Source organism: Pseudomonas fitomaticsae, from assembly GCF_021018765.1.
Lineage (GTDB): Bacteria > Pseudomonadota > Gammaproteobacteria > Pseudomonadales > Pseudomonadaceae > Aquipseudomonas > Aquipseudomonas fitomaticsae.
The window spans coordinates 78,086-92,638 of sequence record NZ_CP075567.1 but is presented as its reverse complement, the minus strand read 5'-3'; the positions used below and the strand labels follow the sequence as shown (position 1 = coordinate 92,638).

Below are 14,553 nucleotides of genomic sequence, written 5' to 3'. Positions count from 1 at the left end.
GAAGGGCTGCCGGTCTATATCCCGGCAGCCAACCGAACCGAATTTGTTAGCACAGGGGATCTCCCATGCAGCACGAAACACATACCCACGGCATCAACATGTCTGCCCTGGGCCGCGACAAGCAGAGCCTGAACCTCGAACAGGAAACCGTAGCCATCGAAGTGCCGGGCCTGAGCCTGTTCTACGGCGAGAAACAAGCGCTGTACGACGTCAGCATGAACATCCCGAAACAGCGCGTGACCGCCTTCATCGGCCCGTCCGGCTGCGGCAAGTCCACGCTGCTGCGCACCTTCAACCGCATGAACGACCTGGTGGACGGCTGCCGCGTCGAAGGCGCGATCAATCTGTACGGCAACAACATCTACCGCAAGGGCGAAGACGTGGCCGAGCTGCGTCGCCGGGTCGGCATGGTGTTCCAGAAGCCTAACCCGTTCCCGAAGACCATCTACGAAAACGTGGTCTACGGCCTGCGCATCCAGGGCATCAACAAAAAGCGCATCCTCGACGAAGCCGTGGAGTGGGCATTGAAAGGCGCGGCCCTGTGGGACGAAGTGAAAGACCGTCTGCATGACTCGGCCCTTGGCCTGTCCGGTGGTCAGCAACAGCGTCTGGTGATCGCCCGTACCATCGCCGTGGAGCCGGAAGTGCTGCTGCTCGACGAACCGTGCTCGGCCCTCGACCCGATCTCGACCCTGAAAGTCGAAGAGCTGATCTACGAGCTCAAATCCAAGTTCACCATCGTCATCGTGACCCACAACATGCAGCAGGCGGCGCGGGTGTCCGACTACACGGCGTTCATGTACATGGGCAAACTGGTGGAATTCGGCGACACCGATACCCTGTTCACTAATCCGGCCAAGAAGCAGACCGAAGACTACATCACCGGTCGTTACGGCTGACAGTTGCGGGTTATTCACAGAATTGACGCTGCGGCCCGCCGCACCTTACCGGACGCTCCAAGGACGCCAACATGATTAGTAAAGAAGGCCTTACCCATCACATTTCCGCGCAGTTCAACGCCGAACTGGAAGAAGTGCGCAGCCACCTGCTGGCCATGGGCGGGCTGGTCGAGAAGCAGGTCAACGACGCGGTCACCGCGCTGATCGAGGCCGACTCGGGCCTGGCCCAGCAAGTGCGCGAGATCGACGACCAGATCAACCAGATGGAACGCAACATCGACGAAGAATGCCTGCGCATTCTGGCCCGTCGTCAGCCGGCGGCCTCCGACCTGCGTCTGATCATCAGCATCTCCAAGTCGGTGATCGACCTGGAGCGCATCGGCGACGAAGCGACCAAGATCGCCCGCCGTGCAATCCAGTTGTGCGAAGAAGGCGAAGCGCCGCGCGGTTACGTCGAGGTTCGCCACATCGGCGACCAGGTGCGCAACATGGTCCGTGATGCACTGGACGCATTTGCCCGTTTCGACGCCGATCTGGCGTTGTCGGTGGCGCAGTACGACAAGATCATCGACCGCGAATACAAGACCGCCCTGCGTGAGCTGGCGACTTACATGATGGAAGACCCGCGCTCTATCTCGAGGGTCTTGAGCATTATCTGGGTGCTGCGTTCGCTGGAGCGGATCGGCGACCACGCGCGCAACATCTCGGAGCTTGTGATTTACCTGGTGCGCGGCACCGATGTGCGCCACATGGGCCTTAAGCGCATGAAGGAAGAAGTTGAAGGGACAAGTGGCGAAACCGCTAATGTTCCGGGCGATGCTGACGATAAGTAAGATTGCCTGAGAAAAGCGCCCGGCCCTTTGGCTGGGCGTTTTTGTTTCCGCTTTCAAAGGGCAGATCCGGATTGGAAAGCGAACTAAAAAGCAGCACCCGCGAACGAAAAGTCCCGGCGTGACTGAAGAGTTTTGGCAAAGTGCCATCAGCCAGCGTTATGCTTGCCGGGATTTTAATAGGGGTGTTGGATGAGCAAGATCAGTGTGTTGGTCGTGGACGATGCATCGTTCATTCGTGACCTGGTGAAAAAGTGCCTGCGTAATTACTTCCCGGGGATCCGCACCGAGGACGCCATCAACGGCAAGAAGGCCCAGGCCATGCTGGCCAAGGAAGCCTTCGACCTGGTGCTGTGCGACTGGGAAATGCCGGAAATGTCCGGCCTCGAACTGCTGACCTGGTGCCGTGAGCAGGACAACCTCAAGACCATGCCGTTCATCATGGTCACCAGCCGGGGCGACAAGGAAAACGTCGTGCAGGCGATCCAGGCCGGCGTCACCGGTTACGTCAGCAAGCCGTTCACCAACGAGCAACTGCTGACCAAGGTCAAGCAGGCCCTGAACAAGGTCGGCAAGCTCGACACCCTGATGAACAGCGCCCCGACCAAGATGAACTCGGCGTTCGGCAACGACTCCCTGAGCGCGTTGACCGGTGGCAAGGCTGCCGTGGTCGGTTCCGCACCGACCGCTGCGGCTGTGAATCCGTTTGCCAAGCCTGCCGCTGCGGCCCCGGCACCTGCCGCCGCGCCACAGCGTGGCCTGCTCAACAGCCCGCCTGTGAAAGCCCCGGCAGCCTCCAGCGCTCCGGCCGGCGGTCGTGGTCAGGGCCAGCTGCGCCTGCCGAGCGGCACCCAGCAATGCGTGATCAAGGCCCTGAGCATCAAGGAAGCGCTACTGGTGGTGAAACGCACCGACACCCTGCCGCAGATCCTCGACAGCGCCGTGCTCGATCTGGAGCAGGGCGACAACGCCGAAATCGCCCGCCTCAACGGCTACCTGCACGCCGTCGTCGCCCACGAGCCGAAACCCGACAGCGACTGGCTGCAACTGACCTTCCGCTTCGTCGACCAGGACGCGCAGAAGCTCGACTACATTTCCCGCCTGATCGCCCGCGGCACGGCGCAGAAGCACTTCGTTCCGGGCGCGTGATCTTCGTCGCCTGACAGTCCGCCATCGCCAGCCTGCTGGCGATGGGGCCATCAAAAGCACCACCCATCTCTCGCGCTGCCCAATTTGAAACATCTGTCGACTAGCCTGGTCTGCTTCAGCTGCTAGGCTCATTCCCAGGCCTTACTCGACAGAACTTTTGCCCATGCCCCTGCGCCTGCTGTTTTTCTGTGGTCTGTTCATGGCCTCCACCTCGACTGTGGCCATGACGATCTACAAATCCACCGATGCCAACGGAGTGGTTTCGTACAGCGACCGTCCGAGCAAAGGCTCCCAGGTGTTCGTGTTTCAGGACCGGATGGTCGAGCGCCTGGAACGCCAGGTCTATCTCGACATCAAGAAGCAGAAGGGCGCGGACGTGGTGTTCGTGCGCAACGACCTGTACGCGCCGGTCGAGGTTGCGCTGGCGTTTACCGGGATGAGCAACGTGCGCGACGCGCCGGCGCAAACGATCCGTCGGGTGCTGCCGGCGCGCAGCAATACGCGGCTGGCGCTACTGACGCCGGTGTCCGGTGGCAAGCCGCTGGTGTACACGCCGATGTTCCAGTATTCCCTCGGTGACCCCGCTGGCGCGGCTCAGGGCTATCGCTACCCGTTTCCATGGCGTGGCGGGCCGTTCCGTCTGAGCCAGGGCGCCAATGGCGATTACAGCCACTTCGGGCCGAAGAACAAATACGCGATGGATATCGCCATGCCGGTCGGCACGCCGATCATCGCGGCTCGCGCCGGGGTGGTGGTGAAGACCGAGAATTCCCAGAACGGGCGCGGCACCGATCCGTCCGGCAATTTCGTGCGGATACTGCACGACGACGGCACGATGGGCGTGTACCTGCATCTCAAGCAAGGATCGGTAAGTGTGCGGGAGGGGCAGCGGGTAACGGTGGGCAGCCCGCTGGCGCTGTCCGGCAACACCGGCAACAGCAGCGGCCCGCACCTGCACTTCGTGGTGCAGCGCAATACCGGGATGGGGCTGGTGTCGATTCCGTATCAGTTCAACCAGCCGCTGGGGGCGTTGCCCAACTTTGCGCTGGGCAAGCGGTAATCCCCGTCAGTCGAGCATCAGTACCTTGGCCAGAATGATCTTCGGACCTTTCATCTTCTTGATGATGATCCGCAGGCCTTCGACCTCCAGCACTTCTTCCTCTTCCGGCACCCGTTTCAGGGTTTCGTAGATCAGCCCGGCGAGGGTTTCGGCTTCGATGTGATCCAGGTCGATACCCAGCAGGCGCTCGACCTTGAACAGCGGCGTATCGCCCCGTACCAGCAACTTGCCCGGCTGGTAGGCGAGGATGCCGCGCTCGGCCTTGCGGTGTTCGTCCTGGATATCGCCGACCAGCACTTCCAGCACGTCTTCCATGGTCAGGTAGCCGATGATGTTGCCGTCGGCCTCTTCGACCACGGCAAAGTGCGAGCCGCCCTTGCGGAACTGCTCCAGCAACTGCGACAGCGGCATATGCCGGGAAACGCGCTCCAGCGGGCGGGTCAGTTCGGCGAGGTTGAACGACTCGGGGATGTGATCCAGCGCTGCCAGTTCCAGCAGCAGGTCCTTGATGTGCAGCAGGCCGACGAATTCCTTGCGCTCGCTGTCGTACACCGGATAACGGCTGAACTTGTGGCGACGGAACATCGCCAGGATTTCTTTCAGCGGGGCGTTGAACTCGAGGGTGATCAGGTCTTCACGGGAGTTGGCCCAGTCGACCACTTCCAGTTCGCCCATTTCCACCGCCGAGGCCAGCACGCGCATGCCTTGATCACTCGGGTCCTGACCACGGCTGGAGTGCAGGATCAGTTTCAGTTCTTCACGGCTGTAATGGTGCTCGTGATGCGGGCCGGGTTCACCTTGACCCGCGATGCGCAGGATGGTGTTGGCGCTGGCGTTGAGCAGGTAGATCGCCGGGTACATGGCCCAGTAGAACAGGTACAGCGGCACCGCCGTCCACAGCGACAGCAACTCGGGTTTGCGGATCGCCCAGGATTTGGGTGCGAGTTCGCCGACCACGATGTGCAGGTAGGAAATGATGAAGAACGCGGTGAAGAACGAAATGCCTTTAACCACTTCCGCCGACTGCACGCCGACCGCGCTCAGCAGCGGTTCGAGGATGTGCGCGAACGCCGGCTCACCGACCCAGCCCAGGCCCAGGGAGGCGAGGGTGATACCGAGCTGGCACGCCGAGAGGTATGCATCGAGCTGACTGTGCACCGTGCGCAGGATGTGCCCGCGCCAGCCGTGCTGCTCAGCGATGGCCTCGACTCGGGTCGAGCGCAGTTTGACCATGGCGAATTCCGCCGCAACGAAGAAGCCGTTGAGCAAAACCAGGATCAGAGCGAAAAGAATCATGCCGAAATCGGCGAATATTGTTGCGAGGGACAAGCCAGGGGAAGGGTCCATGATGGAGTTTTGCGGGTTCCGTGTGATTCGAAAGAAAGAAAAATCCGCACCTGAAAGGCAGGCGCAAGTCAGCCAATGTAGCGGCTGACCTGGCGATTGCCTAGTCCGGCATTACTCAGCGGCGCTGATGACCCGTGCCTGAGCGACCTGCGCCGGGGCGAAATGGCAGGTGAACGTGCTGCCGTGACCGGGCACGCTGCTGATCTCCATCCGTGCACGATGGCGCAGCAGCACGTGTTTGACGATGGCCAGGCCCAGGCCCGTGCCGCCGGTGTTGGAGTTGCGGCTGGAGTCGACGCGGTAGAAGCGTTCGGTCAGGCGCGGCAGGTGTTTGCTGTCGATGCCGATCCCGGAATCCTGCACGCTGAGGTGCGCGCCTTGATCGTCGCCCCACCAGCGGATGCGGATGTTGCCCTCGGCCGGGGTGTATTTGACGGCGTTGAACACCAGGTTGGAAAACGCACTGCGCAGTTCCGCCTCGCTGCCCTTGAGCAGAATGCTGGTGTCGGCTTCCAGAGTGATGCGCTGATTCTTTGAGCCGGACAACTGCTGGGCGTCGCTCTTGATCGACTGCAACAGGGTGTCGATGTGCACCGGCTGGTTGTCCGACGGGTAATCGGTGGCTTCCAGTTTGGCCAGCAGCAGCAAGTCGTTGAGCAGGGTCTGCATGCGTCCGCCCTGTTGTTGCATCTGCTGCAGGGCGCGGCTCCAGCGCGGGTTCACTTCCTCGACGTTGTCGAGCAGGGTTTCCAGGTAGCCGCAGATCACCGTCAGCGGGGTGCGCAGCTCGTGGGAGACGTTGGCGATGAAGTCTTTGCGCATCTGTTCCAGCTGATGGATGCGCGTGACGTCGCGCACCAGCATCAAGTGTTCGTTGTTGCCGTAGCGCGTGAGGTACAGCTGGATGCGCACGCGGTCGTTGGTCGGCGAGGGGATTTCCAGCGGTTCGGCGTAGCTTTCCTGCTCGAAGTATTCCTTGAAGCGCGGATGCCGGACGAGGTTGGTCACCGGTTGGCCGCTGTCCTGCGGAGTCTTGAGGCCGAGCAGGGTTTCGGCGGCGCGGTTCCACCATTCCAGGTTGCCGTCGCTGTCGAGCATGATCACCGCGTCTTTCAGCGCAGCGGTGGACTCCTGAACGCGGTCGATCACCGCTTGCAGGCGCCCGCGTACCCGCTGGTCGCGGCGTTGCAGGTGGTAGATGCTGTCGAACACCTCGCCCCACAGACCGTAGCCGTCGGGCGGTGCTTCATCGGGTTGGTGCAGGCGCAGCCATTCGTGCAGGCGCAGCAGTTGCTTGAGCGTCCAGGCCAGGTACAGGCCCAGGCCCGCCGCCAGACTCCAGCCGTAGTAGCCGGTGATCAGGCCGATCACCAGGCAGCCGGTGACCAGCAACAGCATGTGGCGAATCAGGGTGCCATGCCAGTTTTGGTTCACGGAAAATGCGGTCCTTGTCTACGGTGAGGGCGCTCGGCTCAGGCCTTGGTGGAGAACCGGTAGCCGGTGCCGCGCACGGTTTGTACCAGATTTTCGTAGGCGTCGCCGAGGGCCTTGCGCAGGCGCCGGATGTGCACGTCGACGGTGCGCTCTTCAACATAGACGTTGCCGCCCCAGACCTGGTCCAGCAACTGGCCACGGGTGTAGGCGCGTTCCTGGTGGGTCATGAAGAATTGCAGCAGACGGTATTCGGTCGGGCCCATCTCGGCCGGACGGCCGTCGATGGTCACGCGGTGGCTGATCGGGTCGAGCAGCAGGCCGCCGACTTCGATCGGCGCTTCGCCATCGGTCGGGCCGGCGCGACGCAGCACGGCCTTCAGGCGTGCCACCAGTTCGCGTGGGGAAAACGGTTTGGTGATGTAGTCGTCGGCGCCGACTTCCAGGCCCTGGATCTTGTTGTCCTCTTCGCCCTTGGCGGTGAGCATGATGATCGGGATGTCCCCGGTCAGTTCGTCGCGCTTGAGGCGGCGGGCCAGCTCGATGCCGGAGGTGCCGGGCAGCATCCAGTCGAGCAGGATCAGGTCCGGCTTGCGGTCGACGATGATGGCGTGGGCCTGCTGCGAGTTCTCTGCCTCGAGGCAGTCATAGCCGGCCATTTCCAACGCAACGGCGATCATTTCGCGAATGGGCGCTTCGTCGTCGACGATCAGAATGCTCCTGCCAACCATGCCTTAATCCTCTTGTCATTTAACTGTCTTGCGCCGCATTAGATAACGGAATTATTGCAGTCGTGTGACAGTATTTTAGTCCGGCGGCGATTGTGCAAATCCTGAACTAAGCTCTAAGTCCGAATCCTGACAACCACAAGAGAAGGTTTCCATGACTCAAATGACTGCTTCCTTCAAAGCACTGCTGATGGCCGCTGCCCTGACTCTGCCTGGACTGGCGATGGCGGCCGAGCCGGCCATGATGAAAGACGGAATGATGGTCGATCACAAGGGCATGACGCTTTATACGTTCGACAAGGACAGTGGCGGCAAGTCGATGTGCAACGACGAGTGCGCCAAGAACTGGCCGCCGCTGATGGCGCCGGCAGATGCCAAGGCTGAAGGCAAATGGACAGTCATCAAACGTGATGACGGCATGATGCAGTACGCCTACGACGGCAAGCCGCTGTACACCTTCGTGAAAGATGCGAAGCCTGGAGACATGACGGGCGACAAGATGAAAGATATGTGGCACGTCATCACTAATTCCGGGCCGAAGAAGTAAGCGCACCCGCAATCAGCCTGCTCCCATCGCCGGGAGCAGGCGTGTTTCAGCGCAACGCGTAATCCAGCACGATCCCGACGAAAATCGCCAGACCGGCCCAGTGGTTGTGCAGGAACGCCTTGAAGCAACGCATCCGGTCCCGATCACGGGTGTACCAGAACTCCCAGGCGTAGCACCCGGCCGCCACCAGCAGACCGAGGTGGAACCAGATCCCCAGCTCGAATTTCGACCCCGCCAGCAGCAGACAGCCCAGCGACAGTACCTGCAAGGTCAGGATGATCACCCGGTCGGCATCGCCGAACAGGATCGCCGTGGATTTCACGCCGATCTTCAGGTCATCGTCGCGGTCGGTCATCGCGTAATAAGTGTCGTAGCCCACCGTCCACAACAGGTTGGCGATCCACAGCAGCCAGGCCGTTGCCGGCAGCTCACCGGTTTCGGCGGTGAACGCCATCGGCATGCCCCAGGAAAACGCCGCGCCCAGCACCACCTGCGGGTAATAGGTGTAGCGCTTCATGAACGGATAAGTGAACGCCAGCGCCAGGCCGCCCAGCGACAGCCAGATCGTCGCCGCGTTGGTGCACAGCACCAGCAGGAAACTCACGCCCATCAGCAGCGCGAAGAACACCAGCGCCTCTTTCGAGCTGATCTTGCCGGCAGCAATAGGCCGCTGCGCAGTGCGTTTGACGTGGCCGTCGACCTTGCGGTCGGCCCAGTCGTTGATCACGCAGCCACCGGCGCGGGTCAGCACAACGCCGAGGACGAAAATCACGATGTTGGCCAGCGATGGCGAGCCTTTGCCGGCAATCCACAGCGCCCAGAGCGTCGGCCACAGCAACAGGTAAATGCCGATCGGCTTGTCCATCCGGGTCAACTGGATGAAGTCCCAGGCGCGCGGGTTCAAGCGATTCAGGGATTTGAGCAGGCTTTGGTACATCAGCAGTTCTCCGGACGGGCGCGGACGGCTTCCCACAGCGTAGGCAGGAAAATCTCCGCCACCAGTACGCTCAAGGCGCCACGGTCGAAACGCGAGCGCCGCCCCCACAGGCCGGCAGCCCGGGAACCTTCGGGCAGCCAGTGTTCGGGGTAATGGCAGACTTCGATGGCGCGGCGCTGGAAGGCGTGATCGCAGAACAGCAGCTCGCCCAGCGAGCGGCTGCCCAGTTCATCCATGTGCAAGCCGTCGCCCTGCAAGGCACTGCGCGACGCCACGCTGCGGGCGAACACCCAGGCCTCGCCATGGCCACGCAGATACACCTCGCGCACCCAGCCTTCGCTGCCTTCGGCCAGGTCCAGCGCCGCGCATTCGTCGTCGCGCAGGGTCTGCCAGCCTTCGAACAGCGGCGTCACGCTGAAGCCGTCATCCGACAGGCGCGTCAGTCGGCGGGTCAGGGAACCTTCGTCGAACAGCCAGTCGAGCGTGGATGTGTCGGGGAGAGGTGTCAGTTCGCTTTGCGGGCGCCACAGTGGGGCGTTTGTGTGTTGCACAATGAGTCATTATTGGCAGCAAATGAGGCGGCGAGCTTACCATGCTGCACCGCGAGTTTGATTGATCCGGGTCGCCGCTGCGCCGAACAGGCTTGCATCTGCCCGGCCCGATCAGTACAAAACGCCCTGAGCCGGACGGCAGCGCTGCACCATCGACCGTCCGCGCCGGCTAAAGCCTGAACCCTGAGGAAGTACCTGAATGAAAAAGTGGCAATGTGTGGTCTGCGGCCTGATCTACAACGAAGCCGACGGTTGGCCGGATGACGGTATTGCGCCGGGCACCCTGTGGCAGGACGTGCCGGAAGACTGGCTGTGCCCGGACTGCGGCGTCGGCAAGATGGACTTCGAAATGATCGAAATCAACTGAGAAAACACTGAGGAGTAGGGCATGAGCGCACCTGTCGTAATCATTGGCACCGGGCTTGCGGGTTACAACCTGGCCCGCGAGTTTCGCAAACTCGATGGCGAAACCCCGTTGCTGCTGATTACCGCCGATGACGGTCGCTCCTACTCCAAGCCGATGCTCTCCACCGGCTTCGGCAAGAACAAGGACGCCGACGGCCTGAGCATGGCCGAGCCGGGCGCCATGGCTGAGCAGTTGAAGGCCGAAATCCGCACCCACACCCGCATCAGCGGCATCGATCCGGGCCACAAGCGGTTGTGGATCGGTGAGGAAGCAGTGAGCTATCGCGACCTGATCCTCGCCTGGGGCGCCGAAACCGTGCGCGTGCCGATAGAAGGTGATGGCGGGGACCTGGTGTTCCCGATCAACGATCTCGAAGATTACGCGCGCTTTCGCGCCGCCGCGGCCGGCAAGCGCCGAGTGTTGCTGCTCGGCGCCGGGCTGATCGGCTGCGAGTTCGCCAATGACCTGATTCTCGGTGGCTACGAGGTGCAACTGGTTGCACCGTGCGAACAGGTGATGCCGACCTTGCTGCATCCGGCGGCCGCTGCCGCTGTACAGGCCGGACTGGAAAGCCTCGGTGCGCGATTCCACCTCGGCCCGGTGCTGACCCGCCTGCAAAAAGTCGCTGACGGGCTGGAAGCGCACCTGTCCGACGGTCAGGTTGTTCCGTGCGATGTGGTGGTCTCGGCCATCGGCCTGCGCCCGCGGATCGATCTGGCGGCGGCCGCCGGCATCCAGACCAATCGCGGCGTGGTGGTCGACCGTCATCTGCAAACCTCTCACGCCAACATTTACGCCCTGGGCGACTGCGCCGAGGTCGACGGGCTGAATCTTCTGTACGTCATGCCCCTCATGAGTTGTGCGCGAGCGCTGGCACAGACCCTGGCCGGCAACCCGACCGTGGTGAACTACGGACCGATGCCGATCACCGTGAAAACCCCGGTCTGCCCGCTGGTGGTTTCCCCGCCGCCACGGGGCCGCGAGGGTATCTGGACGGTCGAAGGGCAGGGCGCTGACGTCAAGGTGCTGTGCCACGACGCAGAAGGGCAATTGCTCGGTTACGCCCTGACCGGCGCGACGGTGATGGAAAAACTCGCGCTGAACAAACAGCTTCCGGCCTTGCTGGCGTAAATACCGGTCGTTCTGTCGGAATCACCCCGCTTTTGCCCCCACAAAGGTCGCGGGGAGACTGGCGCCGCCCTTAACCGCGTGCCATCCTCACTCCCGTCTGCCGCAGAGTAGAGCCTGCGGCGCCTTGGGCGCTGTTCCAACGAGAACAGCACGGACATAACAACAAAAAACCGTCAAAGGGGCTTCACTAATGCGTAAACCAGAACTCGCCGCTGCAATCGCTGAAAAAGCGGATCTGACCAAAGAGCAGGCCAACCGCGTTCTCAACGCCGTTCTCGAAGAAATCACCGGCGCCCTGCACCGCAAGGACAGCGTCACGCTGGTGGGCTTCGGCACCTTCCTGCAACGTCACCGCGGTGCCCGCACCGGTAAAAACCCGCAAACCGGTGAACCGGTGAAGATCAAGGCCAGCAACACCGTTGCGTTCAAGCCAGGCAAATCGTTGAAAGACAGCGTCAATCCATAATCGCGGCGAATGCCCGGTCAGCCGGGCGCGCTGCATGAAAAATGGGCATACCGATTGCGGTCGGATGCCCATTTTTTGTGCCCGATGATGGGGTCCCGATCAAGCCGAAAAGAAGTACCGGGTCAGGTGAAAGAAGATCGGCGCGGCGAAGCAGATCGAGTCCATCCGGTCGAGCATCCCGCCGTGGCCCTTGATCATCGTGCCCCAGTCCTTGGCACTCAGGCTGCGTTTGATTGCCGACATGACCAGACCGCCGAGAAAGCCCATCACCACAATGACCAGCGACATCAGCAGCGATTGCCAGAAGCTGAACGGTGTCATCCAGAACATGCAGCCACCGATCAGCGTCGCGGACAGACCGCCGCCGACCAGCCCTTCCACGGTTTTTGACGGGCTCACCAGCGGCGCGACCTTGCGTTTGCCGAAGAGCTTGCCGAACACGTACTGCAACACGTCGCTCATCTGCACCACGAACACCAGATAGAACAGCAGCAGGGCGTTCTGGCCCTTGAAGCCCTGCAGATCGAGCAACAACAGCGCCGGCGCATGGCTGATGCAGTAGATGCAGATCATCACGCCCCACTGAATCTTCGCCGTGCGCTCCAGAAAGCCTTCGGTGTCCTGGCTCAGCACGGCAATCGCCGGCAGCAGCAGGAACGCATACACCGGCACCAGCAGCGTGAACATCGAGTACCAATGGGTGCCGATCAGCAGGTATTGCAGCGGGATCAGAATGAAAAACGCTGAAAACAGCGCGTTATGGTCACCGCGTGCGGTTGGGGTCAGGGTGATGAACTCGCGCAGCGCAAACAGCGAAATGAAACCGAACAGCACCACAGTCGCATTGGGACCGAGCAGCCAGGACACGAAGAAGATAATCACCATCCCCCACCACGCGTTCACGCGCTGGTTGAGATTTTCGATGGTCGCGATCGAACTTACGCTTTTGGCGCGTCTGGCCAGTACGCCGCCAATCAGCGAAGCAACCGCCAGCAGTGCAGCGATGGCCGCGAAGAACCACAGGAATTTGGTTTCCAGACTCATTTCGACAACCTCACGATGGCGTCACGCGCCCGTTCCAGAAACGCCTGTTTCTCCTCGCCGGCAATTCTTTGCAGTGGATCGCCGATGCGGATCGTGCAGATGATCGGCAGCGGCACATGTTTACCTTTTGGCATCGAGCGATGCAGGTTTTCCAGGTAGATCGGCACCAGATCGACGTCGGGAAAGGTCTCGGCCAAACGGAAGATTCCGGACTTGAATTCCCCCGGCAGCGCCTGGGTGGAACGGGTGCCTTCGGGGAAAATGATGATCGAATGACCGGCCCGCACCACATCGAAGATCGGCTCCAGCACATTGGTGCCCGGTGTCGGATTACGCTCGATCAGCACCGCGTTCAGGCCTTTCTGCGAGATGTACGACAGAAAGCGGTTCTTGCCCCAATAGTCGGCGGCCGCCACCGGCTTCACGTTCAACCGGGCCTCCGGCGGCAGTGCGGCGATGATCGCCAGGGTGTCCATGTGGCTGGTGTGGTTGGCGTAGTAGATGCGCTGGCGCGTGAGGTCCGGCGGGCTTTCCCAGCGGGCGGTCACGCCGATCAAGAAACGCAGCACCGAAATCAGTGCATTACTGATCCACATGGGCATTCCCCTTCAGTTGTCTGGCGATGGCCAGGGTGCGCGTCACGCAGGTGGCGACGGAGCCAAGGGCGATGATCACCAGCGCGATCAGCAAAGCGTAGTGGGTCGCGTGATAACTGGTTTCGAACACGTTCAACAGCAAAGCCACCGTCATCACCGCCATCCGGTGCTGCTTGGCCATTGGGCCCATGAAACTCTGGGCGAGCCCTAGAGCGCCGCCGAACACCCGGACATACGCCGTCAGCGCAGCGGCCAGTGCGGCAAACCAGCCGAGGTCGGACTGGCCGATGGCAAAGCCGAGCCCGACGATCAGCAGACTGTCGGCGACCCTGTCTGGAAACTCGTTGTACAGGCTGCCAACGGCTGACTGCTTGCCGCCTTCGATCGCCACCATCCCGTCGAACAGATTGCACAGCAGCCGCAACTGAATGCCGACGATGCACAAGATTGAACCGGCCACGCCGTTGTCGATGTTCAGCGTCACCGCGCCGAACAACGCGAAGAGCATGCTGATGACGGAGATCTGGTTGGGGGAGATGTCCCGCTTGACCAGTTCATCCGTGAAGCGTTTCGCCCAGCCCGCCGAGCGGGTCTTGATGGGCCGTCTGTTTTCATCCATATGCCAATGTCCGTATCAGTGAGGAGTTGCAGTGGGTTGTATTGTGGTCGCTGGCGGTAGACGGTGCTCGGCAATCTAGGTCACCAGGAGTCGTAGGGGATGCCGCATTTTTTTTGATGTAGGCCTTGGATTCTTCATGGAGCTGTCGATGTCTCCCGTTGGACCTGCCATCGTAGGGGCCTTTGGGGTTGATCGTGGCCTGGACTCGTATGATTTCGGTCGACAAAAGGCACTGACCGCGCAACCAGACCTTGGCGATGCCGCCGGGCGCGAGGCCGATGACCACCATGTTTCGGTAATCCGTAATCCATTTGCCGTCTGCCCCACAGAAAGCTTTTTCACTCTTGAGCATGACTTGGCGCGCCGACTCCGGGATCTCTATGTAGGCTTCATAGGTTTGCGGCTCGGCCATCGACTACCAGCGCACGTAGACCAGACGTGGCAGCGCGGCGCCGGTGACATATCGGCCTTTGCCTACGGGATGTTCCGGCCACCCTATTGGTTTCCCCCGGAACTTGGTGGGTATTCCTTTACTGAGTGGCCGCGGGTAGGAAATGGCCGGAATTCCAAAGGCTGCGCCTCGAAACACGTGCTTGTTGACGTCCACAACGTCGGCAGTTTCGATCCAGACCTCCATGTAATCGGAGGCGAAAAATCTGAGCATCCAGCCGTCGTAAGGCAGTGATTTTCTGTCGGCGAACGTGCAGCCGCCCAGCAAAACAGCCAGTGTCAGCGCAAAGACAATCTTGAGCATTTACGAGTTCTCACGCATTGGGGTGCACCACATGAGCAGGTTTGTCGGCAGGGCGATT

At 61.4% G+C, this 14,553-nt stretch carries 16 protein-coding genes and 1 pseudogene; 8 read left to right on the top strand and 9 right to left on the bottom strand.

The genetic code is table 11. From position 1 onward, the window contains the following. Window positions 1–65 precede the first annotated feature (65 nt). From pstB to KJY40_RS00440, 4 genes are all read left to right on the top strand, one after another. Entirely contained in the window at window positions 66–899 is an 834-nt protein-coding gene (gene pstB, locus KJY40_RS00455) for a phosphate ABC transporter ATP-binding protein PstB (protein ID WP_065258233.1), read from the top strand. A gap of 71 nt (window positions 900–970) precedes the next feature. Further along, window positions 971–1,732 carry a phosphate signaling complex protein PhoU gene (phoU, locus tag KJY40_RS00450; protein WP_007954334.1) on the top strand — a complete coding sequence of 254 codons (762 nt, stop codon included), beginning with the start codon at window positions 971–973 and terminating at the stop codon, window positions 1,730–1,732. Window positions 1,733–1,921: 189 nt separating this feature from the next. Further along, window positions 1,922–2,878 carry a response regulator gene (locus KJY40_RS00445; RefSeq protein ID WP_064379783.1) on the top strand — a complete coding sequence of 319 codons (957 nt, stop codon included), beginning with the start codon at window positions 1,922–1,924 and terminating at the stop codon, window positions 2,876–2,878. 163 nt (window positions 2,879–3,041) lie between these two features. After that, complete coding sequence (locus tag KJY40_RS00440) at window positions 3,042–3,938, top strand: peptidoglycan DD-metalloendopeptidase family protein (protein ID WP_230734307.1); 897 nt, start codon at window positions 3,042–3,044, stop codon at window positions 3,936–3,938. 6 nt (window positions 3,939–3,944) lie between these two features. Here KJY40_RS00440 and KJY40_RS00435 read toward each other — a convergent pair whose 3' ends face one another. The 3 genes from KJY40_RS00435 to phoB form a co-directional block, all read right to left on the bottom strand. After that, entirely contained in the window at window positions 3,945–5,285 is a 1,341-nt protein-coding gene (locus tag KJY40_RS00435) for a hemolysin family protein (protein WP_007954342.1), read from the bottom strand. Window positions 5,286–5,396: 111 nt separating this feature from the next. After that, window positions 5,397–6,683: a phosphate regulon sensor histidine kinase PhoR gene (gene phoR, locus KJY40_RS00430; RefSeq protein WP_218887987.1), complete on the bottom strand. Its 1,287-nt coding sequence runs from the start codon at window positions 6,681–6,683 to the stop codon at window positions 5,397–5,399. A gap of 74 nt (window positions 6,684–6,757) precedes the next feature. Continuing rightward, entirely contained in the window at window positions 6,758–7,447 is a 690-nt protein-coding gene (gene phoB, locus KJY40_RS00425; protein WP_003229608.1) for a phosphate regulon transcriptional regulator PhoB, read from the bottom strand. Between the two features lie 151 nt (window positions 7,448–7,598). Between phoB and KJY40_RS00420 the strand changes: the two genes are divergently transcribed. Then, complete coding sequence (locus KJY40_RS00420) at window positions 7,599–7,991, top strand: COG4315 family predicted lipoprotein (RefSeq protein WP_230734305.1); 393 nt, start codon at window positions 7,599–7,601, stop codon at window positions 7,989–7,991. Window positions 7,992–8,037: 46 nt separating this feature from the next. On the opposite strand, the gene ubiA is transcribed toward KJY40_RS00420, so the two are convergent. Together ubiA and KJY40_RS00410 are read right to left on the bottom strand one after the other, a co-directional pair. Continuing rightward, window positions 8,038–8,928 carry a 4-hydroxybenzoate octaprenyltransferase gene (ubiA, locus tag KJY40_RS00415; RefSeq protein WP_085747942.1) on the bottom strand — a complete coding sequence of 297 codons (891 nt, stop codon included), beginning with the start codon at window positions 8,926–8,928 and terminating at the stop codon, window positions 8,038–8,040. Next, entirely contained in the window at window positions 8,928–9,479 is a 552-nt protein-coding gene (locus KJY40_RS00410; RefSeq protein ID WP_085685977.1) for a chorismate--pyruvate lyase family protein, read from the bottom strand. Before KJY40_RS00410 ends, ubiA begins: the two co-directional genes overlap by 1 nt. A 199-nt stretch (window positions 9,480–9,678) precedes the next feature. Here KJY40_RS00410 and KJY40_RS00405 point away from each other — a divergent pair, with 199 nt between their 5' ends. From KJY40_RS00405 to KJY40_RS00395, 3 genes are all read left to right on the top strand, one after another. After that, on the top strand, window positions 9,679–9,846 hold the full coding sequence (locus KJY40_RS00405) for a rubredoxin (protein WP_007954349.1): 168 nt from the start codon (window positions 9,679–9,681) through the stop codon (window positions 9,844–9,846). Between the two features lie 21 nt (window positions 9,847–9,867). Continuing rightward, window positions 9,868–11,016, top strand: a complete 1,149-nt coding sequence (locus tag KJY40_RS00400) for an NAD(P)/FAD-dependent oxidoreductase (protein ID WP_230734303.1) — start codon at window positions 9,868–9,870, stop codon at window positions 11,014–11,016. Window positions 11,017–11,206: 190 nt separating this feature from the next. Continuing rightward, on the top strand, window positions 11,207–11,482 hold the full coding sequence (locus KJY40_RS00395) for an HU family DNA-binding protein (protein WP_003213368.1): 276 nt from the start codon (window positions 11,207–11,209) through the stop codon (window positions 11,480–11,482). A gap of 99 nt (window positions 11,483–11,581) precedes the next feature. On the opposite strand, the gene KJY40_RS00390 is transcribed toward KJY40_RS00395, so the two are convergent. The 4 genes and pseudogenes from KJY40_RS00390 to KJY40_RS00375 form a co-directional block, all read right to left on the bottom strand. Next, window positions 11,582–12,526, bottom strand: a complete 945-nt coding sequence (locus KJY40_RS00390; RefSeq protein ID WP_230734301.1) for a phosphatidate cytidylyltransferase — start codon at window positions 12,524–12,526, stop codon at window positions 11,582–11,584. After that, window positions 12,523–13,122 carry a lysophospholipid acyltransferase family protein gene (locus tag KJY40_RS00385; protein ID WP_230734299.1) on the bottom strand — a complete coding sequence of 200 codons (600 nt, stop codon included), beginning with the start codon at window positions 13,120–13,122 and terminating at the stop codon, window positions 12,523–12,525. Before KJY40_RS00385 ends, KJY40_RS00390 begins: the two co-directional genes overlap by 4 nt. Beyond that, entirely contained in the window at window positions 13,109–13,741 is a 633-nt protein-coding gene (locus tag KJY40_RS00380) for a CDP-alcohol phosphatidyltransferase family protein (RefSeq protein ID WP_230734297.1), read from the bottom strand. Before KJY40_RS00380 ends, KJY40_RS00385 begins: the two co-directional genes overlap by 14 nt. Before the next feature lie 80 nt (window positions 13,742–13,821). Further along, window positions 13,822–14,495, bottom strand: a pseudogene (locus KJY40_RS00375) (DUF2931 family protein). Window positions 14,496–14,553 lie beyond the last annotated feature (58 nt).